At 62.5% G+C, this 21,569-nt stretch carries 24 protein-coding genes and 1 tRNA gene; 22 read left to right on the top strand and 3 right to left on the bottom strand.

Going from position 1 to position 21,569, the window contains the following annotated elements; genetic code table 11:
* Window positions 1-2: 2 nt before the first annotated feature.
* From AC1D10_RS22220 to AC1D10_RS22180, 9 genes are all read left to right on the top strand, one after another.
* The gene (locus AC1D10_RS22220) at window positions 3-620 is read left to right on the top strand and encodes a riboflavin synthase (RefSeq protein ID WP_477275596.1); all 618 of its coding nucleotides are present in this window, start codon (window positions 3-5) and stop codon (window positions 618-620) included.
* Between the two features lie 101 nt (window positions 621-721).
* A complete protein-coding gene (ribH, locus tag AC1D10_RS22215) occupies window positions 722-1,177 on the top strand; it encodes a 6,7-dimethyl-8-ribityllumazine synthase (RefSeq protein ID WP_477275594.1) in 456 nt (151 codons plus the stop codon).
* 5 nt (window positions 1,178-1,182) lie between these two features.
* A complete protein-coding gene (gene nusB, locus AC1D10_RS22210) occupies window positions 1,183-1,683 on the top strand; it encodes a transcription antitermination factor NusB (RefSeq protein WP_256750781.1) in 501 nt (166 codons plus the stop codon).
* Complete coding sequence (locus AC1D10_RS22205) at window positions 1,680-2,897, top strand: MFS transporter (RefSeq protein ID WP_477275591.1); 1,218 nt, start codon at window positions 1,680-1,682, stop codon at window positions 2,895-2,897. The genes nusB and AC1D10_RS22205 overlap by 4 nt, the downstream gene beginning before the upstream one ends.
* A 179-nt stretch (window positions 2,898-3,076) precedes the next feature.
* Window positions 3,077-3,988, top strand: a complete 912-nt coding sequence (gene osmF, locus AC1D10_RS22200; RefSeq protein WP_477275589.1) for a glycine betaine ABC transporter substrate-binding protein OsmF — start codon at window positions 3,077-3,079, stop codon at window positions 3,986-3,988.
* Window positions 3,989-4,043: 55 nt separating this feature from the next.
* The gene (locus tag AC1D10_RS22195; protein WP_477275587.1) at window positions 4,044-5,207 is read left to right on the top strand and encodes an ABC transporter permease; all 1,164 of its coding nucleotides are present in this window, start codon (window positions 4,044-4,046) and stop codon (window positions 5,205-5,207) included.
* Complete coding sequence (locus AC1D10_RS22190) at window positions 5,204-6,142, top strand: ABC transporter ATP-binding protein (RefSeq protein WP_477275585.1); 939 nt, start codon at window positions 5,204-5,206, stop codon at window positions 6,140-6,142. Before AC1D10_RS22195 ends, AC1D10_RS22190 begins: the two co-directional genes overlap by 4 nt.
* On the top strand, window positions 6,139-6,888 hold the full coding sequence (locus AC1D10_RS22185; protein ID WP_477275583.1) for an ABC transporter permease: 750 nt from the start codon (window positions 6,139-6,141) through the stop codon (window positions 6,886-6,888). The genes AC1D10_RS22190 and AC1D10_RS22185 overlap by 4 nt, the downstream gene beginning before the upstream one ends.
* Before the next feature lie 237 nt (window positions 6,889-7,125).
* Complete coding sequence (locus AC1D10_RS22180; RefSeq protein ID WP_477275581.1) at window positions 7,126-9,267, top strand: sodium-translocating pyrophosphatase; 2,142 nt, start codon at window positions 7,126-7,128, stop codon at window positions 9,265-9,267.
* A 203-nt stretch (window positions 9,268-9,470) separates the two neighbouring features.
* Here the strand turns inward: AC1D10_RS22180 and AC1D10_RS22175 are convergent, their stop codons facing one another.
* Window positions 9,471-9,986: an outer membrane protein assembly factor BamE gene (locus AC1D10_RS22175; RefSeq protein WP_477275579.1), complete on the bottom strand. Its 516-nt coding sequence runs from the start codon at window positions 9,984-9,986 to the stop codon at window positions 9,471-9,473.
* A gap of 113 nt (window positions 9,987-10,099) precedes the next feature.
* Between AC1D10_RS22175 and AC1D10_RS22170 the strand changes: the two genes are divergently transcribed.
* The 8 genes from AC1D10_RS22170 to AC1D10_RS22135 all read left to right on the top strand — a co-directional run bounded on the left by AC1D10_RS22170 (window position 10,100) and on the right by AC1D10_RS22135 (window position 15,417).
* A complete protein-coding gene (locus AC1D10_RS22170; RefSeq protein ID WP_477275577.1) occupies window positions 10,100-10,642 on the top strand; it encodes a ubiquinol-cytochrome C chaperone family protein in 543 nt (180 codons plus the stop codon).
* 3 nt (window positions 10,643-10,645) lie between these two features.
* Window positions 10,646-11,194, top strand: coding sequence for a YceD family protein (locus tag AC1D10_RS22165; protein ID WP_477275575.1), 549 nt, complete (start codon window positions 10,646-10,648; stop codon window positions 11,192-11,194).
* A 113-nt stretch (window positions 11,195-11,307) separates the two neighbouring features.
* Window positions 11,308-12,366 carry a phosphate acyltransferase PlsX gene (gene plsX, locus AC1D10_RS22160; RefSeq protein WP_477275573.1) on the top strand — a complete coding sequence of 353 codons (1,059 nt, stop codon included), beginning with the start codon at window positions 11,308-11,310 and terminating at the stop codon, window positions 12,364-12,366.
* Window positions 12,363-13,334, top strand: coding sequence for a beta-ketoacyl-ACP synthase III (locus AC1D10_RS22155; RefSeq protein WP_477275571.1), 972 nt, complete (start codon window positions 12,363-12,365; stop codon window positions 13,332-13,334). The genes plsX and AC1D10_RS22155 overlap by 4 nt, the downstream gene beginning before the upstream one ends.
* A gap of 102 nt (window positions 13,335-13,436) precedes the next feature.
* Entirely contained in the window at window positions 13,437-13,760 is a 324-nt protein-coding gene (locus AC1D10_RS22150; protein WP_013532231.1) for an integration host factor subunit alpha, read from the top strand.
* 131 nt (window positions 13,761-13,891) lie between these two features.
* Window positions 13,892-14,431 (top strand): MerR family transcriptional regulator, encoded by a 540-nt coding sequence (locus AC1D10_RS22145; protein ID WP_023810244.1) that lies wholly within the window; start codon window positions 13,892-13,894, stop codon window positions 14,429-14,431.
* 151 nt (window positions 14,432-14,582) lie between these two features.
* Window positions 14,583-14,885: a hypothetical protein gene (locus AC1D10_RS22140; RefSeq protein WP_379095794.1), complete on the top strand. Its 303-nt coding sequence runs from the start codon at window positions 14,583-14,585 to the stop codon at window positions 14,883-14,885.
* A 55-nt stretch (window positions 14,886-14,940) separates the two neighbouring features.
* Window positions 14,941-15,417, top strand: a complete 477-nt coding sequence (locus tag AC1D10_RS22135; RefSeq protein WP_477275568.1) for a hypothetical protein — start codon at window positions 14,941-14,943, stop codon at window positions 15,415-15,417.
* Window positions 15,418-15,568: 151 nt separating this feature from the next.
* On the opposite strand, the gene AC1D10_RS22130 is transcribed toward AC1D10_RS22135, so the two are convergent.
* Window positions 15,569-16,183, bottom strand: a complete 615-nt coding sequence (locus AC1D10_RS22130) for a hypothetical protein (RefSeq protein WP_477275566.1) — start codon at window positions 16,181-16,183, stop codon at window positions 15,569-15,571.
* Between the two features lie 284 nt (window positions 16,184-16,467).
* On the opposite strand from AC1D10_RS22130, the gene AC1D10_RS22125 reads away from it, so the two are divergent.
* The 4 genes from AC1D10_RS22125 (at window position 16,468) to AC1D10_RS22110 (ending at window position 18,553) form a co-directional block, all read left to right on the top strand.
* A complete protein-coding gene (locus AC1D10_RS22125; RefSeq protein ID WP_477275564.1) occupies window positions 16,468-16,752 on the top strand; it encodes a helix-turn-helix domain-containing protein in 285 nt (94 codons plus the stop codon).
* Between the two features lie 190 nt (window positions 16,753-16,942).
* Window positions 16,943-17,404 carry a YbaK/EbsC family protein gene (locus tag AC1D10_RS22120; protein WP_477275562.1) on the top strand — a complete coding sequence of 154 codons (462 nt, stop codon included), beginning with the start codon at window positions 16,943-16,945 and terminating at the stop codon, window positions 17,402-17,404.
* Between the two features lie 97 nt (window positions 17,405-17,501).
* Window positions 17,502-17,578: transfer RNA gene (locus AC1D10_RS22115), tRNA-Pro, on the top strand.
* Window positions 17,579-18,106: 528 nt separating this feature from the next.
* Window positions 18,107-18,553, top strand: a complete 447-nt coding sequence (locus AC1D10_RS22110) for a Ros/MucR family transcriptional regulator (RefSeq protein ID WP_477275560.1) — start codon at window positions 18,107-18,109, stop codon at window positions 18,551-18,553.
* Window positions 18,554-18,763: 210 nt separating this feature from the next.
* Here the strand turns inward: AC1D10_RS22110 and AC1D10_RS22105 are convergent, their stop codons facing one another.
* On the bottom strand, window positions 18,764-19,057 hold the full coding sequence (locus tag AC1D10_RS22105) for a hypothetical protein (protein ID WP_477275558.1): 294 nt from the start codon (window positions 19,055-19,057) through the stop codon (window positions 18,764-18,766).
* 1,427 nt (window positions 19,058-20,484) lie between these two features.
* Between AC1D10_RS22105 and AC1D10_RS22100 the strand changes: the two genes are divergently transcribed.
* Window positions 20,485-21,204 carry a carbonic anhydrase gene (locus AC1D10_RS22100; protein ID WP_477275556.1) on the top strand — a complete coding sequence of 240 codons (720 nt, stop codon included), beginning with the start codon at window positions 20,485-20,487 and terminating at the stop codon, window positions 21,202-21,204.
* The last annotated feature ends 365 nt before the right edge of the window (window positions 21,205-21,569 follow it).

Genomic DNA, 21,569 nt, shown 5'->3' with positions numbered 1-21,569 from the left:
CGATGTTTACCGGAATTGTCACCGATGTCGGCACTGTCGCGGCCGTCGAGCCGCTCAGGGAAGGGGTGGGGCTGCGCATCGACACCGCCTATGACCCCGAGACGATCGCCATTGGCGCTTCGATTTCCTGCGGCGGTGTCTGCCTGACGGTCACCGCCTTGCCCGACAGCGGCTCGAACGCGCACTGGTTCGAGGTTGAGGCCTGGGAAGAAGCGCTCAGGCTGACGACGGCGATGGGCTGGAAAGCGGGCACGCGGATCAATCTGGAGCGGGCGCTGAAGATCGGCGACGAACTCGGCGGTCACATCGTTTCGGGCCATGTCGACGGCATGGCCGAGATCGTCGAGCGCAAGGACGAAGGCGATGCGGTGCGTTTTACCCTCGAAGCACCGCGCGATCTGGCGAAGTTCATTGCGCCAAAGGGCTCGGTCGCGCTCGACGGCACCTCGCTCACCGTCAACAAGGTGGAAGGCACGCGCTTCGACGTGCTTTTGATCCACCACTCACTGACCGTGACCACCTGGGGCGAGCGCCAGGTCGGCGACCGCGTCAATTTGGAGATCGACACCATGGCCCGCTATGCGGCGCGCCTGGTGGAGGCCGCGAAAGAGGGGCTCTAAGCGGTTACCCGGGAATTTCGACCCAAGGTCACCTTCGGAAAGCTTGCGAACTCGTCGGCTTCGGCCTAAGTCACCGGCTCCGCCGGAGACGTGACGCAAAAATGCCCAGGAACAAGAAACTCAAGCTGCTGATCATCGAAGCCCGCTTCTATGATGATCTGGCGGACGCGCTGCTCGAAGGCGCGAAGGGCGCGCTCGACGAAGCCGGCGCCAAGTACGATGTCCTCACCGTGCCAGGGGCGCTGGAAATTCCGGCCGTGATCTCCTTCGCGCTCGATGCCGCCGAGGGTGAGGGCACCGATTATGACGGTTTTGTCGCGCTTGGCACCGTGATCCGGGGCGAGACGCATCATTTCGATATCGTCGCCAACGAATCCGCACGCGCCTTGATGGACATGTCGGTGCAGGAATCGATCTGCATCGGCAACGGCATCCTGACAACCGAGAATGACGAGCAGGCTTGGACACGCGCCCGGCGCACGGAAGGCGACAAGGGTGGTTTTGCGGCGCGTGCCGCGCTCACCATGATCGCCATCAAGAAACGGCTCGGAGCCTGACCGGCGTGACGCAATCCGGAGACAAGGACCGACCACCGGTGCGCCAGGCCAACAAGCGCGGCGCTGCCCGGCTGGCCGCTGTGCAGGCGCTCTATCAGATGGATGTCGCCGGCAGCGGCGTCTTCGAGATCACCGCCGAGTACGAGGCCTTTCGTCTCGGCAAGGAAGTCGACGGCGCGCTCTACCGCGAGGCCGACGCACAATGGTTTCGCGCTATCCTCGCCGGTGTCGTCGAGAACCAGAAGACCGTCGATCCGATTATCCGCCAGGCACTGACCGAGGACTGGCCGCTGTCGAGGCTTGATTCGACGCTGCGCGCCATTCTGCGCGCCGGCGTCTATGAGCTGATGAAGCGCGAGGATGTCCCGGTCGCCGTCATCGTCTCGGAATATGTCGACATCGCCAAGGCCTTCTACGAGGAAGACGAGCCGAAGCTGGTCAACGCCGTGCTTGACCGTGTGTCTCGCCGGGTGCGTGGCGAGGGGCGCGGCAAGGACGCATCGTGACGGCAATCGTCGTCGAGGCGGCCAGGGAGGCGCGTCGCACCGCCCTGATCCTCGCCGCCTCGCAGGCGATCATCGGCTCGGCGGCACCCATCGCCATCTCCATGGGGGCGCTGGCCGGGCAATATCTGCTTGGTCCCGACAAGTCATTGGCGACGGCGCCGATCACCGGCTTCAACATCGGCGTGGCGCTCGGCGCGCTTCCTGCAGCGGCGATCATCCGCGGCATGGGCCAGCGCGGCGGCTTCATGACCGGCACGATCGTTACCGCGCTTGGCGGTCTGGTCGCTACAGCAGCGCTTTTCCACGGCAGCTTCTGGCTGTTCGCCTTCGGCCTGCTGGTGATCGGCGTCGGCGGCGCCTTCGTCCAGCAGTTCCGTTTCGCCGCCGCCGACAATGCGCCGCCCGAGTTCAAGGCGCGCGCCATCTCCTTCGTGCTGGCCGGAGGCATCGTCACCGCCATTCTCGGGCCGCAGATCGTCATCTTCACCCGTGAATCATTCGCGCCGGTGATGTTTGCCGGTTCGTTCGCCGCCATCCTGCCGCTGGCCGCGGCCGGCGCCATCATCCTGTCGTTCCTGCGACTGCCGGCGAAGGCATCCGGCAGGGTGGAGATCGCCGACAGCGACGCAAGACCGTTGGCGGAAATCGTCACGAAGCCGCGCTTCGTCGCCGCGCTGTTCTGCGCTGTCGGCAGCTACGCCCTGATGAGCTTCGTCATGACGGGCGCCCCGCTGGCCATGGTTGGTTGCGGACTGTCGGAGGACGATGCGACGCTCGGCATCTCCTGGCACGTCATGGCGATGTTCGCGCCGAGCTTCTTCACCGGCTCGCTGATCCATCGATTCGGCGCCGAACGCATCGTCGCCATCGGCCTAGTCCTGCTCATCGGTTGTGCCATCGTTGCTTTGTCGGGCGTGGCGCTGTGGCAATTCTGGACGTCGCTGATCCTGCTCGGCCTTGGCTGGAATTTCAGCTTCATCGGCGCCACGGCGATGGTGGCGGCCAGCTATCGGCCGTCGGAAAAGGGCAAGGTGCAGGGCTTCCACGACTTCGTCCTGTTCGGCTCCGTCGCCTGCGCTTCGCTGATGTCGGGCATGGTCTACAATGCATGGGGCTGGACCATGCTGAACTGGATGGTCTTCCCGGTCGCCGTACTGTGCTTCGTCGCCCTCGGTGCGCTCAAGCTGACGGGCATTCGCAAAGCCGACGCGTAATCCGGATTGCCGTTTGACCCTGACACGATGCTGTCAGCATGGCTTCGGCGAAGCCGCCGCTGGCCGAACAAAATTATTGCGCCCCTCCCCATTGTTATGAAACCGTATGCCCCGACGGGGCGTTGAAGCCATGCTCATATGCGGCCGCCGCATTCCGGTTCACAGCAAGGGATTTCACAATGTTTTCAGTCAAGGTCTTGGCCAGCGCGGCATTGGCGCTCGGCATCACGGCGGCCTCCGCCAGCGCCCAGGTGGTTGTCTCTTCGAAGATCGACACCGAAGGTGGCGTGCTCGGCAACATCATCCAGCTCGTTCTCAACGCCAACAACATCAAGACATCAGACCGTATCCAGCTCGGCGGCACCCCGGTGGTCCGCAAGGCGATCACTGCCGGCGAGATCGACATCTATCCGGAGTACACCGGCAACGCCGCCTTCTTCTTCGAGAAGGCCGACGACCCGGTCTGGAAGGATGCCGCCAAGGCCTATGAGACGGCCAAGAAGCTCGACTACGACGCCAACAAGATTGTCTGGCTTTCGCCGTCGCCGGCCAACAACACCTGGGCGATCGCGCTACGCAAGGAGGTCGCGGAGACCAACAAGCTCGCCACGCTTTCCGACTTCGGCAAGTATGTCGCGGGTGGCGGCCAGGTGGTGCTCGCGGCATCCGCCGAGTTCGTCAATTCCGCGGCAGCACTTCCGGCCTTCCAGACCACCTATGGCTTCACGCTGAAGCCGGACCAGTTGATCACGCTCTCCGGCGGCGACACGGCGGCAACCATCGCAGCCGCCGCCAACCAGACCAGCGGGGCGAATGCCGCCATGGTCTACGGCACCGATGGCGGCATCGCGCCGTCCGGGCTCGTCGTGCTCGACGACGACAAGGGCGTGCAGCCTGTCTACCAGCCGGCGCCGATCATCCGCGAAGCGGTGCTGAAGGAACATCCCGAGATCGAGACGCTGCTGAAGCCGGTTTTCGCCAAGCTCGACCTCGTCACGCTGCAGGATCTGAACGGCCGCGTGCAGGTCGGCGGCGAGCCGGTCAAGGGCGTCGCCGAGGACTTCCTGAAGAAGAACGGCTTCCTGAAGTAGGACGATTCCGGCGCGCCGCATTCGTGGCGCGCCGGATCGACTGACGGGGCAGCGCGTGCAGATCCGGTTCGACAAGCTCGGCGTGGTCATCGCCGCGATAGCAACCTATGCGGCTTTTGCCGCGCCCTTTGCCACGTTCCGTGCCAACCGCATCGTTCCCGGCCAGGCGCGCTCGATTCTCGAGGCGTTGCCGGCAGCGACCGGAACGCTTCTGCTCGCCATCGTTGTCGCCGCAGCACTTGTCGCGCTGTTCAAGACGCCACTTGTCCTGCGCCTTGCCGCCAGCGTGGTGGCACTTGCCGCGCTCGTTCTGCTGATCGGCGACGCTGGCACATTTCTCACGCCGGCCGGCAACACTTTTGCCAGGGTTTCGCCGGCCTCCGGTTTCTGGATACTGATCTTCGCCTTCACGCTGTTGCTGGCCGACGTGCTGACACGGCTGAACCTGTCGCCATTGGCACGCGTCGGCGTGCTTGCCGTCGCGGCATTGGCGACCGGCCTGCTGTTGATCTCGGGAAGCTGGGACAATCTGTCAATCCTCAAGGAATACGCCAACCGCGCCGACAGTTTTTGGGCCGAAGGATCCAAGCATGTGACGCTGGCGCTCGGCTCGCTGCTTGCTGCGGTGATCATCGGACTGCCGCTTGGCATTCTCTGCCATCGCGTCGAAAGGCTACGGGCCGCCGTTCTCAACGTGCTCAACATCATCCAGACCATTCCCTCGATCGCGCTGTTCGGCCTGCTGATAGCGCCGCTCGGCTGGGTCGCAACGCATGTGCCTGGGGCTGCGGCGCTCGGTATTCGCGGCATCGGCACGGCACCGGCTTTCGTCGCTCTGTTCCTCTATTCGCTGCTGCCGGTGGTGGCCAACACCGTGGTCGGTCTGGCCGGCGTGCCGCGCGCCGCCAACGACGCTGCTCGTGGCATGGGCATGACCGACAGGCAGCGCCTGTTAGGCGTCGAGTTTCCGCTGGCATTTCCGGTCATCCTCACCGGTATCCGCATCGTTTTGGTGCAGAACATCGGCCTTGCCACTATTGCAGCGCTGATCGGCGGTGGCGGTTTCGGCGTGTTCGTCTTCCAGGGCGTTGGCCAGACGGCGATGGATTTGGTGCTGCTCGGCGCCGTGCCGACTGTGGCGCTCGCCTTTGCCGCCGCCATCATTCTCGACGCGGTGATCGAAATGACCGCCACCAAGCGCAGGGTTGAAACGGCATGATCGAGATCGAAGGCATTACCAAGCGCTACGACGCGACAACGGTGGTCGATGACGTCTCGATGGTCATCGAGCCAGGCACCATCGCCGTCATTGTCGGCACGTCGGGTTCCGGCAAGACGACGCTGCTGCGCATGATCAACCGGCTGGTCGAGCCGACCGCGGGCACCATCAAGCTCGATGGCGCCGACAATCGCTCGCTGCCCGGTTACGAACTGCGCCGCAGCATCGGCTACGCCATCCAGGGCCACGGCCTGTTTCCGCATCGCACGGTGGCGCAGAACATTGCCACCGTTCCGGTACTGCTCGGCTGGGACAAGGCTCGCATCAAGGCCCGTGTCGACGAGTTGATGATGCTCTATCAGCTCGATCCTGAAGCCTTCGGCCCGCGCTACCCGCACGAATTGTCCGGCGGCCAGCAGCAGCGCGTCGGCGTCGCCCGCGCGCTCGCCGCCGAGCCCAACGTGCTGTTGATGGACGAACCGTTCGGCGCGCTCGACCCGATCATCCGCACCAAGGCCCAGGAGGATCTGCTTGCGATCCAGAAGCGCTTCGGCACCACCGTCATCCTCGTCACCCACGACATGGAGGAGGCCGTGCACATGGGCGACAAGATCGCGGTGATGGATGCCGGCAAGCTTGTGCAATACGCCAAGCCCGCGGAGATCCTGGCAAACCCGGCCAGTGCCTTCGTCGAGACCCTGGTCGGCGCCAGCGAAAGGCCGTTCCGGCTCTTGTCGCTCGGCAGCGTACGCGACGCCGTGGAAAAGGGCTCTGCCGAAGGCGAGGCGATCCCGGGCGATGCCAGCCAGCGCGACGCGCTGGCTGAACTGTTGTGGTCGGGCCGGCCGGCGCTGCCGGTCAAAGGCGCCGACGGCAAGCCGCTTGGCCGCGTCACCGTCGACGGTCTGGTGAAACGCGCGGCGAGGCCGGCATGAAAGCCTGGCTTCCATCCCTGCTCAGGCTTGCTTTGGTGGTGTTGCTCGTTGCCTTTGTCACCAATCCCGGCTGGTTCGAACCGCTGCTGAAGCCGCTGACCGAGAACAATGCGCCGGTGATCTACAATCAGGGCAGCCTGCTGACGCTGACTTTGCTGCATTTGCGCATCGTGCTGATCGCCACTGTCGCTGCGACCATCGTCGCGGTCGCGCTGGCCATCCTGGTCACAAGGCCGGCCGGCGCCGAGTTCCTGCCGCTGTCGCGCAGCCTGGTCAATATCGGCCAGACCTTTCCGCCGGTGGCGGTGCTGGCGCTTGCCGTGCCGGCGGTCGGCTTCGGTGAAAAACCGACGCTCATCGCGCTGTTCCTCTATGGCCTGCTGCCGATCTTCGAGAACGCGTTGACCGGACTGACGACCTTGCCGGCCAATGTCATGGAGGCGGCGCGCGGTGCCGGCATGACCGGCTGGCAACGGCTCACCAAGGTCGAGCTCCCGCTCAGCGCCCCGATTATCCTTGGCGGCATCAGGTTGTCGGTGGTGATCAGCCTTGCCACCGCCACCATCGGCTCGACCGTGGCCGCCAAGACGCTGGGCGAGGTGATCATCGCCGGGCTGTTGTCCAACAACCTCGCCTTCATCCTGCAGGGCGGCCTGATCGTGGCAGCCCTTGCGGTGCTGATCTATGACGGTCTGTCGGCAATCGAGCGCTACACCGCACAACGCATGGGCAGGGAGGCAGAGTAGCCACGCGTTGGGTCAGACCGATTTCAATCGATCTAATAGCACAATGCCGGTGGCGGCGACCTCGTGGCCTATGCCTTTTGGGCGAAAGCCGGGCAAAAACCGAACAATATCTTGACGTTCGCAGCCCTGTTTCGCATACACCGCTGCGAAGAGGCGGATTCCGTGCACGGATCCGGTCTTTGTCTCAACGGCCCAGGGAGGGGTTCTTTTGGGCCATCAATCGAGGAAAATCCGGCAATGACAATTATTTCCGTCGTCATCGCCTGCGGCCTGCTTTCAATCCTTTACGCCATCTGGGCGACACGTTCGGTCCTCGCGGCCGATCAGGGCAATGCACGCATGCAGGAAATCTCCGCCGCCATCCGCGAAGGCGCGCAGGCCTATCTGGCGCGCCAGTACACCACCATCGCCATCGTCGGCGTGGTCGTGCTTCTGCTCGCCTGGTGGCTGCTGTCGATCACCGCCGCCATCGGCTTCCTGATCGGCGCCGTTCTGTCGGGCGCCGCCGGCTTCATCGGCATGCATGTTTCGGTGCGGGCCAACGTGCGCACCGCACAGGCGGCTTCCAACAGCCTCGCTGCCGGTCTCGACATCGCCTTCAAATCGGGCGCCATCACCGGCATGCTGGTCGCTGGCCTGGCGCTGCTCGGCGTGTCGATCTACTACCTCATCCTAACCCACTTCATGGGCCTTCAGCCCAATGACCGCATCGTCATCGACTCGCTGGTTTCGCTGGGCTTCGGTGCTTCGCTGATCTCGATCTTCGCCCGTCTCGGTGGCGGTATCTTCACCAAGGGCGCCGACGTCGGCGGCGATCTGGTCGGCAAGGTCGAAGCCGGTATTCCCGAAGATGATCCGCGCAACCCGGCCACCATCGCCGACAATGTCGGCGACAATGTCGGCGACTGCGCCGGCATGGCCGCCGACCTGTTCGAGACCTATGCGGTGACCGTCGTCGCCACCATGGTCCTCGGCGCCATCTTCTTCGGCGGCACTGCCGTTCTGGGTGCGGCGATGCTCTATCCGCTCGCCATCTGCGGCGCTTGCATCCTGACCTCGATCGTCGGCACCTTCTTCGTCAAGCTCGGCTCCAACGGCTCGATCATGGGCGCGCTCTACAAGGGCCTGATCGTTACCGGCCTCTTGTCCATTGTCGGCCTCGGCGTTGCCACCCACGTTACGCTTGGTTGGGGCGAGGTCGGCACCGTTGCCGGCATGGCCATCACCGGCAAGAACCTGTTCATCTGCGGCCTGGTCGGCCTCGTGGTGACCGGTCTCATCGTGGTGATCACCGAGTATTACACCGGCACCAACAAGCGCCCGGTCAACTCCATCGCCCAGGCATCGGTGACCGGTCACGGCACCAACGTCATCCAGGGCCTTGCGGTTTCGCTGGAATCGACGGCACTGCCGGCGATCGTCATCGTCGGCGGCATCATCTCGACCTATCAGCTCGCCGGCCTCTACGGCACGGCGATCGCGGTCACGACGATGCTCGGCCTCGCCGGCATGATCGTGGCGCTCGACGCCTTTGGTCCGGTCACCGACAATGCTGGCGGCATTGCCGAAATGGCCGGCCTGCCCAAGGAAGTGCGCCACTCCACCGACGCGCTCGACGCGGTTGGCAACACCACCAAGGCGGTGACCAAAGGCTACGCCATCGGTTCGGCCGGTCTCGGCGCGCTGGTGCTGTTTGCCGCCTATTCGAACGACCTGAAGTTCTTTGCCGCCAATGGCGACAAATATCCGTACTTCCAGGGCATGGGCGAAATCTCCTTCGATCTTTCCAACCCCTATGTCGTCGCTGGCTTGATCTTCGGCGGCCTGATCCCGTATCTGTTCGGCGGCATCGCCATGACGGCCGTCGGCCGTGCGGCGGGCGCCATCGTCGAGGAGGTGCGCAAGCAGTTCCGCGAGGATCCCGGCATCATGGCCGGCACCTCCAAGCCGAACTACGCCCGCGCCGTCGATCTTCTGACCAAGGCGGCGATCCGCGAGATGATCATCCCGTCACTGCTGCCGGTGCTGGCGCCGCTCGTCGTCTATTTCGGCGTGCTGCTGATCTCCGGTTCGAAGGCGTCCGCCTTTGCCGCCCTCGGCGCCTCGCTGCTGGGCGTCATCGTCAATGGCCTCTTCGTCGCCATCTCGATGACCTCTGGCGGCGGCGCCTGGGACAACGCCAAGAAGTCCTTCGAAGACGGCTTCGTCGACAAGGACGGCGTCAAGCACCTCAAGGGTTCCGAAGCGCACAAGGCTTCGGTGACCGGCGACACGGTCGGCGATCCCTACAAGGACACCGCTGGTCCGGCCGTCAACCCGGCGATCAAGATCACCAACATCGTCGCGTTGCTGCTGCTGGCCGTGCTCGCGCACGGCTAAGCGATCAGCCGCCTACAAGACAAAACCCGCGGGGAGCGATCCTCGCGGGTTTTGTTTGCGGCTACGACAGTCGCTCTTCTGTTCGTCCCTTCGCCTGCGGGCCTTGCCCGACCGATCCCCCATAACAAAAACCCGCAGGATCGCTCCCGCGGGTTTTTGGTCGCCTGAGATGGTGTGGCTTCCGGAGTGAAAGCCGAAAAGAATTAGGCGCCGCCGCCACCTGGGATGCCGGGGGCCAGCTTGCTGGCGCCGTTGATGATCTGGCTGAGGAAGTTCTGGTCCTTGCCGCCGGTCGGCGTGGTGCGCGAGATGAAGTCGAACATCTTGCCGTCCTTCAGGCCGTAATTGGCGATCTGGGTGACACGACCGTCGGCGCCGAAATAGACCGCCAGCACCTTCTGGTCGATGAGTCTCGGCTTGTCGAAAGCGACGTAGCGCTTGCGCGTCTGGGAAATGTAATAGAAGGCCTCGTTGTCGAAGGTCGCCGTTGTCGACGGCGTGCCGAGCGCCAGAAGCACCTGCTCGCGGCTCGAGCCAACCGGCACCAGGTCGATCGCCTGCTGGTCGATCACGTAGCCCTGGGTGAGGGTCTCGCTCGGGTTTAGGTCACCGATCATCTTGGAGGTGTGGCAGGCGGACAACGCCGAAACGATCACCAGCAGTGAGATCGCGCCGGCGGGCCGGAACGAGAAGGTCGACTTGAAATTCAGCGCGCGCAACAACAACTCCATTAGCTGGCCGCAACTTGCGCTGGGCCGCAAAACCGGTAAACCAGCTTGCTGGCCGATGCAACAAGGCCACTTCAACAAACGGTCCCGGGAGACCATCCCCAATGTTCCAGCGCTTTTTTGGCCGCGAACGCCATGCCAACCGCGCTATCACCGAGGCGCTTTACGCACAAATCGTGGCGGCGGCGCGGCAGACTGTGTTTTATTCCCACTGGAATGTGCCCGACACGCCGCTTGGCCGTTTCGAGATGGTGTCGCTGCACATGTTCCTGTTCCAGCACCGGTTGCGGGGCGAGGACGGCGCGGCGCAAGAGGTCGCCCAGGTGCTGATCGACGAGTTCTTCCTCGACGTCGATCATTCGTTGCGGGAATTGGGCGTTGGCGACGTCGGCGTGCCCAAACGCATGAAAAAGCTGGCAAAAATGTTTTATGGCCGAACCGCTGCCTATGACGACGCCTTGGAGAGAAACGACCATGACGGGCTCAGCGCTGCCCTTGCCCGCAATGTCCGGCCCGACGCCGGCGCCTGGCCGGAAGCATCGCTGCTGGCCAATTATGTCACCGACGCCTGCAATCAACTGGCCGCGCAGCCGTCCGAATCGATTGTCTCCGGCACGGTGGCGTTTCCCGTCGCCAACGGAGGTTGATCGATGAAACACATTGACCCGCAAAGCCCGGTATCGTTCCGCGCAAATATCGCCCGTCTGCCGCACAAGGGTTTGCCGGTGGTGATCGAGGCCGACGCCACGCAGCGCGCGGCGCTGGCCGAGGAGCACGGGCTGCTTTCGGTCGAAGCCTACCGCGCCGAGCTTCTGGTGACGTCGTGGAAACGCAATGGCGTGAGGGTCATCGGTCGCGTCGAAGCCGACATCACCCAGGCCTGCATCGTCACGCTCGACCCTGTCGGAGCTCATATCGACGAGCCGATCGAAGCGCTGTTGCTGCCCGAGGACTCCAAGCTCGGACGACAGGGTTTCGATGACGGCGGCGAGATCCTGCTCGACGCGGACGGACCGGACAGTCCCGAAACATTTTCCGGCGACACGATCGACGTCGGCGCGCTCGCCGAACAGTTCTTCGGACTGGCGATCGACCCTTATCCGCGCAAGCAGGGCGCGTCTCTGAGTGCCGGCGGCGAGGCCGAACCGGCGGAGAATGAATTTCAGCAAAAACTGCGATCCCTGCTGGGAAAATCCTGAAAACCTCGCCCGCGACGGAAAAGTCGGTTGTGCGGCAGCCCAAAACCGTTATTTTCGCCGAACCTTCGCGATCACTAAAGCGATCTGCCGCCTAACCGTGAGATAAATACCGCGTGATCAGGATTTCCATCGATGCCATGGGCGGCGATCACGGACCCGCCGTGGTCATTCCAGCGCTCATGACGGTCGCGACCCGCCGTCCCGACATCCGCTTCGTCATCTTTGGACGTGAGGAGGTGGTGCGCCCTGAACTGGCCAAATTCCCAAAGCTGGCCGAGGTCAGTGAATTCTTCCATTGCGAGATCGCGGTCAGGATGGACGACAAGCCGAGCCAGGCACTGCGCCATGGCCGCTGGAAGTCGTCGATGTGGAAGGCCGTCGAAGCGGTCAAGGCAGGGTCGGCGGACGCCTGTGTCTCCGCCGGCAACACCGGCGCGCTGATGGCGATGTCGAAGTTCTGTCTGCGCACCATGGCCACCATCGATCGTCCGGCGATCGCCGCACTCTGGCCGACGACGCGTGGCGAAAGCGTGGTGCTCGACGTTGGCGCCACCATCGGTGCCGACGCGCATCAGCTGATTGATTTCGCAATTCTCGGCACCGGCATGGCGCGCTCCGTCTTCGGCGTCGCGCGACCGACTGTCGGCCTGCTCAACGTTGGTGTCGAGGAGATCAAGGGGCAGGAAGAGGTCAAGGAAGCGGGACGCATGCTGCGCGAGGCCAACATGGCCTCGATGAATTATCATGGCTTTGTCGAAGGCGACGATATCGGCAAGGGCACGGTCGACGTCGTGGTGACGGAGGGCTTCGCCGGCAATATCGCCCTGAAGACGGCGGAAGGTACGGCGCGCCAGATAGCGGGTTATCTGCGCGCCGCGATGAGCCGCACCCTGATGGCCAGGATCGGCTATGTCTTCGCCAAGGGCGCCTTCGATCGCCTGCGCGAAAAGATGGATGTCGGTCGTTCCAATGGCGGCGTCTTCCTGGGGCTGAACGGCATCGTGGTGAAGAGCCATGGTGGTGCCGATTCGGACGGTTTCGCCGCGGCGATCGAGCTTGCCTACGACATGGTGCGCAACAATCTGCTTGACCGCATCGAGGCCGACCTCGATCTGTTTCATGCGCGGAACCCGACGTCGTTATCGACGCAAAGGAATAGGAAAGAACTTTGATCAGATCAGTCGTGCGCGGCACGGGCGCCGCGCTGCCCCGCCGAATCATGAAGAATGCCGATTTCGAAGGCATGGTGGAAACCTCCGACGAGTGGATCGCCCAGCGCACCGGCATCCGCCAGCGCCATATTGCCGGTGATGACGAGACGACGGCCTCGCTGGGCGAGGCGGCGGCGCGAGCCGCACTTGCCAATGCCGGCCTGACGCCTGCCGACATCGATCTGATCGTCCTGGCGACCTCGACGCCCAACAACACCTTTCCGGCCACCGCCGTCGAGATCCAGAACCGGCTCGGCATGCATCACGGCTTTGCCTTCGACATGCAGGCGGTCTGCTCTGGCTTCGTCTATGCGGTCGCCACCGCCGACCTCTACATCCGCGGCGGCCTGGCCAAGCGCGTCCTGGTAATCGGCTCGGAAACATTTTCGCGGATCCTCGACTGGAGCGACCGCTCGACCTGCGTGCTGTTCGGCGACGGAGCCGGTGCGCTGGTCCTGGAGGCCGGCGAGGGGACTGGCTCGATCGCCGACCGTGGCGTTCTGGCGGCCAGCCTGCGCTCCGACGGTGCGCACAAGGACAAGCTCTTTGTCGACGGCGGGCCGTCGACCACCGGCACGGTCGGCCATCTCCGGATGGAGGGCCGCGAAGTCTTTAAGCATGCGGTGGGCATGATCACCGACGTCATCGAGGCGACGTTCTCGCAGGCCGGTATATCAGCCGATGATCTCGACTGGTTCGTGCCGCACCAGGCCAATAAACGAATTATTGACGCTTCGGCCAGGAAGCTCGGGATAGCTGAGCAAAAGGTGGTGGTGACGGTCGATTTGCACGGTAACACCTCGGCTGCTTCGGTGCCGCTGGCGCTTGCGGTGGCCGTCGCCGACGGTCGCATCAAGAAGGGCGATCTGGTGCTTCTGGAGGCGATGGGTGGCGGCTTCACCTGGGGTGCTGTCCTGGTTCGCTGGTAAGTGCCGAACGGTCCGGTTTCGGTCCTTGACCTTGCCGGATCAATTACTTAGGCTCTGCCGCTGTTGTGCCGATTTTATGTTTTGAACTGATGGGACGGTCGCATGGGGGGAAAGACACTTACGCGCGCCGACCTTGCCGAGGCAGTTTACCGGAAGGTCGGCTTGTCGCGCACTGAATCGGCTGAACTTGTCGAAGCGGTGCTCGACGAAATCTGTGAAGCGATCGTTCGCGGCGAGACGGTGAAGCTGTCGTCCTTCGCGACATTTCACGTCCGCTCCAAGAACGAGCGCATTGGCCGCAATCCAAAGACCGGCGAAGAGGTGCCGATTCTGCCGCGCCGGGTGATGACATTCAAGTCGTCGAACGTGCTCAAGAGCCGTATCTTGCGGTCCCATCAAAGCGGCAAGGCCAAAAGCGGCAAGTAGCCTCGTTCACCTGCGCGGTTGAAAACTGGCGCGCACCATGACGCCGGGCTTGAATATTGTTTCACAAACCGCTGAAATAAGACCCGATTCGGTAGGTAGGCCGGATCATCGTCCAGCGTGAGGATTCGCCCATGGACAAGAGCCCCGACGCCTTTCGTACCATCAGCGAGGTCGCCGAAGATCTCGACCTGCCGCAGCATGTGCTGCGCTTCTGGGAAACGCGTTTCAACCAGATCAAGCCGATGAAGCGTGGTGGCGGCCGTCGTTACTACCGGCCGCAGGATGTCGAACTGATCAAGGGCATTCGCCATATGCTCTACGACCAGGGCTACACCATCAAGGGCGTGCAGAAGCTGCTGCGCGAGAACGGCAATCATTTCCTGGTTGCCATCGGCAATGGCGACATGGCGGCCGTCGAGGCGATCTCGCAGCGGCGGCAGGCCGATCAGGTGCCGCTGACGCCCGCAGCCCAGCCGCGCGGCATGGATGACGAACTGGTTGGCCAGCCGCGTGTCAAACCCAGCCGCCGCTTTTTCGGCCTTGGCAAGAGCGACGAGGACGGTCCGGTGCAGCCGGACGCGTCGAAACTCTCGCGCGACAATCGCGCCTTGCTGCAGGAGGCGCTGTTCGACCTCCTGGAATGCAAGCGGCTGCTCGACCAGGTGCGCTGACCGCTCCGCACGGACCGACTTGAGCAATTCCAGGAAAGTGTGACACGGTTTTCCGTCTGGAATTGCCTTAAACCGCTCTGGCGTCTCGAAAACCGGAACCGGTCTTCCGGTGAGGCGTTACGTTTCCTTCTACAATGCAAGGAAACTCGTCATGGCATCATTTTCGACCCTCTCGGACATCGACCTCGACAAGCAGGTCGCGGCTCTCACCAGGGAATTGGCCGGCTTAAAGAAGGCGGTGTCGAGACGGGGCGGCGCTTACTACGAAGACGGTCGCGATGCCGCGCTCGACACCTATTCCGATCTTGCGGGCCGTCTGCGGGACGCGGTGCCGGCCATCCGCAAGCAGGGCAGGGTGATCGAGAAATCGGCCCGCGACCATCCGGCGGCGGCTGCCGCCGTCGGCCTTGTGGTGGTCGGTCTCGTTGCCAGCCTGCTCTTCAGCCGGCGCTAGCCCTCGGCCTTGGCCGTCATCGGGAATACGCCGTCACAGGGATACCTCAGCCTTGTTGGCCAAGCCTGATCTGGTGGAGCGCGCCGGCCAGAACATCCCTTGCCGTATCGCGGTTTGTCCTTGCGTGAAGGTTGCGCCGGTGCATCGGTGTCGGGTTTACGCCGAGATCTGGACCAGCGCGGTGGTTTCGAAAGCGCATTATCCTGTCGGGCTCGCATCGCATTGCCAAGAGAAGACGAGCCTTGAACAAGAAGCCAAGGCCGGTCTTCTCGTTGGCAGTCTGGTATGCTTATGCCTTCTTCATCGTCACGTGGTGGTGATGATGATGGTAGTGATGGCGGTGATGGACGGGATGGTACGGATGATGATGATGGTGACGATGATGCTTTACCATCGGAGCCGCATCCGCGCTCGTCGCGCCGATTACCGGCACCGTGAAAGCAAGTGCAACTGCAAGCCCGAGGGCCGAGAGGAGGGACTTCTTCATGGATCGTTTCCTTTTTTAGCGGGCAGATTTGAATCGGGTCGATGATCTGATCGCCGCGAATGGAATTACGCTCCTGAATTTTTTCCTCGGTATTTCCCGATTGTAGAATTTTGTTTCTGGACTGTTTCTACGGAAACCGGGCTTCCGCCACCATCATCGCCAAGGCCGAGAAGCCGCGCTCTTGCGCCTGTTTTGCCTACATCGGCGGAACCACGCCATTGTTTCCCACCACCACGCGGCCGGAACTCAGCGTGCCGTCGGCCTCACGCTGGGCGGTAACGAAGACCGTCGCACCTGGCTTGAGGTCGGCCGGCGTGGCCGGCGCGAAGGTCACGACAGGTGTGGTGTCGGGTATCGAGATCTTCTTCGTCTGCCCATTGTCATAAGTCAGCGTGACCGCCCGGCCGTTTACATCGGTGACGTCGGCCACGGTGCCGTTGGTCATGCGGCTGTTTGGCTGCAGGTCCCAGGGGCGGTCGCCCTCACCAGTGCCTTTCAAAGCGGCCGGAAAGACCACCACCTCCAGCGCGCCACTGCCGCCATCCGCCTTCGATACGGAGGCGATGCCGAGGAAATCGCCTTGCTGGATGTCCTTTACGGATGCATTGGCGACGCCTGAAATCTTCCAGCCGGCATTGAGCTTGATCGCAGAGGTATCACCCAGGCGGGTTTTCACGGTGAGCCGCGATGGCGCGAAACTGGCCACCGTGCCGCGCACGCGCAGTAAATCCGCCGCTTGAGCAGCGCCTGCGCCGGCAGCGGAAAGGCTGGAAATCGTGCCGAGCACGATGATGAGTGTCTTCAAGTTCATTGCAGAGATCCTTCCGGGAACGGGCTGGCTGAAACCGGATGGTTTCATGCCAGCGACCTCGGGATAACGAACGGGCGGGGCGAAACTGCCGAACAAAAAGGCGATTGGACGGTCAAAACAACTTGATCGCCACGTGTGCGCGATCCGACCGCGCAAGCCGCCTGGTTCACGATCCCGTGACGGTCAGATTGGGACTTGGCAAATCGCCGGCGAGCGGGCATCTTCCCGATCGTCTCAGGCAACAACGTCATTTGATCAAACTCTTTCAGCCCACGGAGTTGCCAATGCCCCAAAATGCAAAACGCGAAGCCCTCTCCGAACCGGTAGCCAATGAGATCGGGCCAGATTACAACACCCTCAGAGCGATGCGGGAAACCCGCGGCTACAGTGTGGAAAAGCTTTCCCTGACATGCGGTCTGGCTGCCGACGAGATTGAAGATATCGAGAGCGGCAAGGTGACCGATCCGTCGAAGCTGCGTCGTATTGTGTCCGCGCTTCGACTTCCCCAGGACGCTTTGATCGCTTCGGCTGTGCACACGCCGGCCGCGCAAGGTCGATCCCTAGCATAGATCAACATCGGGCATGCCCGACAGCCCGCCAAGGATATCCTTGGCGGGTTTGTTTTTGTTGGTGCCGCAGCCTTTCTGTCCAGCTTGGGACTTGCCGATTTGTGCACCGCACGTGTTTATACGCGCGGCGAACCGATCCGCTGCCAATCACGGCCGCCGTCCAAAAAATCTTGAACCGTGGGTTTTCGATATGAGCCTGGAAACCGTTCGTGCCTTCTTTGCCGCCCACGCGCCCGACATCGATGTCATCGTCACCGAAGCGAGCTCGGCAACGGTGGCACTGGCGGCAGAGGCGCATGGCGTGCTGCCGGCGCAAATCGCCAAGACGATCTGCCTGCGCGTCGGCGACCGCACCATGCTCGTCGTCACCAGTGGCATCGCCAGGCTGGACAACCGCAAGTTCAAGGACCAGTTCGGCGGCAAGCCGCGAATGCTCGACGCCGCTGAGGTTGTCGAAGCAACCAGCCACCCGGTCGGCGGTGTCTGCCCGTTCGGCCTGCCGGCGCCGCTACCGGTCTATTGCGACACGTCGCTGCGCGATTTCGACGCGGTCGTGCCCGCCGCCGGCGCCACCAACGCCGCCGTGCGGATTACACCGCAGCGCATGGTCGACCTCACCGGCGCCGCATGGGTCGATGTTTGCCAGGGATAGGTTGGGAGTTCGCTGGCACCCCACGATGGCATCGGCCCGATAGTCGCCGAATTTCGGTTGACCCGAGCGGGGTTATCACGATACATCGCGACCGGTCCGGAGTGTAGCGCAGCCCGGTAGCGCACTTGACTGGGGGTCAAGGGGTCGTCGGTTCGAATCCGGCCACTCCGACCATTTAAAACAAAGGCTTAGCCACATCCCCCAGAGGTGGCTATAAAATTTCTAGCCACATTGTAGCCAGCAATGAACAGCCCGCGCGAAGCGGGCTAAACCTTTCGTGTGATCCGGTAACGCCTTTGCTTACGTCAGCAACACCTTCGCACAATTGAGGAACGGCGCCGCTGTGGTAGATTTCCATCTGTCGGCGGTTCTTTCCTCCCATTCAGATCGCTGACCCCGCGCTCACCACCGCCCCCCCGTGGCGAGCCATTAATAACCCGCTGCCATCCCCTCCGGCAGCGGGTTTTTATTGTCTGACATACAAACAAAAAGTCCGCCGAAGCGGGCCTTGTCTCATTTGCGATGCTGAGCGGTCAGGCGTCGACGTTGGCGGAAAACTCGCCACCGGATTGGCGATTGGAATTGGAATAGCTGTCGGGCGCGCCTGGCGGGCTGATGCTTGCCAGGGCCTCGGGAGAATTGCGTATTTAAGAAGTCTCTAATAAAGACGTTGTTTGTCAGCTAACAACGGGGGACCGACAAATGACCAACGAAACCGACAACCACGCCGCTGCGCTGGCCGAGCTAACGGCGGATCTTGTCTCTGCATACGTAAGCAACAACCCGTTGCCAGCCACTTCGCTGCCCGACCTGATCGCCTCTGTGCATCTCTCGCTTTCGGGTCTCAATCTTCCCGCAGCACCGCCAGCCGAACAGCAGGCGCCCGCCGTCAATCCGAAGAGGTCTGTGTTTCCGAACTACATCGTGAGCTTGGAAGACGGCCGCAAATTCAAGTCAATGAAACGCCACCTTGGTTTGCTTGGCATGACACCGGATGAATACCGCGCGAAATGGGGCTTGCCGCACGACTATCCAATGGTCGCACCGGAGTATTCCAATCGCAGATCGGCTCTGGCAAAGGCTAGTGGTTTAGGTCGCAAGGCTGAACCTGTTAAGGAGGCGCCCGCGAAGCGGAAGGCGAAGACTTAACGCCCCTCCAGATGACGTAAGGTCAAGACTCAGCTATCAGGAAGCGCGGCGGACTTGGCGTCCGCTTTGCCGGCGCCTTTCAGGCAACCTCCAGCGAGCGGCGCCGGCTTTTTCCTTCGACTGAAATCGTCAAGCGCGCCCTTGCAGGGGCGAAGCTTGTGGAGGGCGCCGTGTGAGGCTCAAGAGGTCGCCGGCTTTGGCGCCTTGTCGTCAGCTGCGAGGAGTGAAGAGCGGCTCTCTGCATCCATGAACCAAGCACTGGCCGTCGCGCGTTGGCACAAACGCTACTGCTGGGATTTCCGACCAGTCGCACGCATTGCTGTGCTGGCGGACGTAGAGGGCATAGGTGTTCGGACCTGTGGTCAGCACCGCCGAGCCACGGCTCTCGATTAGCGCCTGCGTCTGTTGGCAGGTCATGCCGCGGGTGTCCGGCCGGGCCTGGGCGAGGGTTGTGAAGGCAAGCGTGACCGCTGCCCAGGTCAACGCAATCCGGCGAATGGACATGACTAAACTCCCATGATGGGCCATTTGGTTGACAAAACTCGCACGGCGCAGGGCGGCTCTGCAATGGTGGCGTCTAGTGTTGCCCGGCTTGCCCTAGCGGGCAGAGGAAGCCGCGCCTCGTGCTCCTCAAATGTTCCTCTCGAAGGTATGAGCCACGATCGGATCTGGTGCCGATAGCTCAAATCCTTTAGCTGCCATAAAAGTCAGCACGATAGCCACAGCTATCGAGGCAATCACGGTGGTGGTGCGGGCTAGACTTCTCACTATCTTCACTCAACAAGCAGCGCGATATTCCCAGCAAGATCTCTCGGACAGTAGGTCCGGCATATCATGTTGGGGTGCTCGCGGCGGGTTGCAACTAACCCTTAGTCTAAGTCCAGCTATCGGCGGCGCTTGGCAACGCGGGTCGGAAGCGGCCCCGCGTTTCCCTCTCCCTTCGGCAGCAGCACCGGCATTTCAGAAGCTAATTATGCAAGACTCGGAACAGTCAGCGCCTCTTTACCTTCGGCGTGATCTCCTCAACCCTCACCTTTGTCGCCGATCTCTTTCGCCATGGCCAGGGCTTTGGCCTTGTCCTTGGTGGCCAGGACCGTGCGCCAATGCCGCTTTTCAAAAACGCTCACGAGCGAGGCTCGGGCTTTGGCTGACAGGTGCCGGTGACAACCTATGCGCCTAAGCCCTGGACGGGGTCCGCGATCACACCATAGGCGTCTGCATCTCCATTATATTAGCTTGTGCTTGCGGATGTTTCCGCCTGGGCCGGCGTCCCTTACATCCCAACACCCTGCCCAACGGCGCACCGCGGGAAGTGAGGGAAGCATGAGCAGCTTAGGCTTATGGGTCGTGCTCGTGACGGCGACCGTGGCGATCCTTTACCTGTTGTCGTATGTCTCGATCAGGATGTAGGCCAGCAGCGCCCGGCCGCGTCTCTAAAGGGAAATGGCCGGTACGGTCGGGGTGTTTGGTGTTGGGGTAGGCCGCACCGGCCACTGCGGGTTTGTTTTGGACGTCCCCCGCGCTGCCAAAACTATGGGCACATTATCAGCTGCGCAATTAAGCCTATTGGCTGGACTAAGACCGAAGTCCCTAAGTCCCCCGCTCAAAAGTCGGTTTCCAGTCGCGGTTCCGCTCCCGTGCTGGCCTTGGTAGTCGGGAATGACCGTGAAAAACACCGGGCGCCGATCGCGGCCGCCATCGAGCGAAGCCGTAGTCGAATTGCAAGGCGGGCAGGTGATGCAATCGACCCGACCAGCCCGAACTCGCCTCAAGCTGTTTGCCCAGGGTGCTTTCCGCGAAGGGAAATTTCAGCGCTCCGTTAAAGGGGCGCTGCACCGGACGCGTGGTTTATGTGTTTCGGAGATATTAGAGGAAGCGTGTATACAGTCGACCTGCAACAGTCTCGGAAACTCGTTGGGGGGAGCCAAATAGTGTGCAGCAATTGCGACGGTGAAGGGGTCGGCCGCAGGGATTTCCTCAAAATCGGCGCGGGGCTGCTTGCGATCGGTCTTGGCGGTGCTTCGTGGTCGGCGCGCGCGGCGGAGAGTGCTGCGCCGGCGCTGTCCCCCGATGCAGCGCTCGCCGCGCTGAAAGCCGGCAACGAGCTCTATGTCAGCCACCCGGAGCTCTGCTCGATCGACCTAGCCGCGCAGCGGAACGCTGTCGCCGGGCATCAGGCGCCATGGGCCACGATCATCAGTTGCGCCGATAGCCGCGTTCCGCCGGAGCTGATCTTCGGCGGCCATGGCGTCGGCGAACTTTTCGTCGCCCGGAATGCTGGCAACCTGGTCGACACCGCCACGCTTGGCACGGTCGAATACGGTGCTGCGGTTCTCGGCTCTCCCTTGATCGTCGTCCTCGCCCACACCAGCTGCGGCGCCGTCAAGGCAGCATGCGACGTGGTCACGAAGAACGCCACCTATCCCGGCGCTATCGGCCCGATGATCGAACCGATCCTGCCCGCCGCGATCTCGGCGCGGAACGAAGCGGGCGATTTCGTCGACAACACGGCCAAGGAGAGCGCACGCAGGACCGCGAGGCGCCTGACGGCGTCGAGCAAGGTGTTGGCTGGTCTCACCGGGTCGCAGAAGCTGAAGATTGTCGCGGCGATCTATGATCTCCAGACGGGTGCGGTGACCTACATCGAGTGACAGACTTCCCCGGCCGGCGAGCGTTTGCCCTGGCCGCCCTACAGCGCCGCGGCTGGGTAGCGCCTAAACCCGCTTGAAGTCGCGCGACGTCGATTAGCGTGCACTTAATTAGTTCCGGAAAATTTTAACGAATCATTGACCGCGCTGTCCCAGAATAGGACGGCGCGGTCAAACCCCAACCGGACTGCGCAGGCGGCTCCGGCACTCAGCGCCCGCCCACTGTCGGAGCCGCTACTCACACTCTCTAATATACCAGTGATGGTTGAATCAACTGTTACCGCAGGTGCTTTCTAGTGCATTGTTCCAGTCGTTAGACTTTGATGGAATTCGAGTTGTAGGCACCGAGATTAAGCCACGCCCCACAG

Source organism: Mesorhizobium sp. P2_A8 (assembly GCF_056404935.1).
The sequence above is the reverse complement of the archived record's forward strand: the minus strand, read 5'-3'. Positions and strand labels throughout refer to the sequence as shown.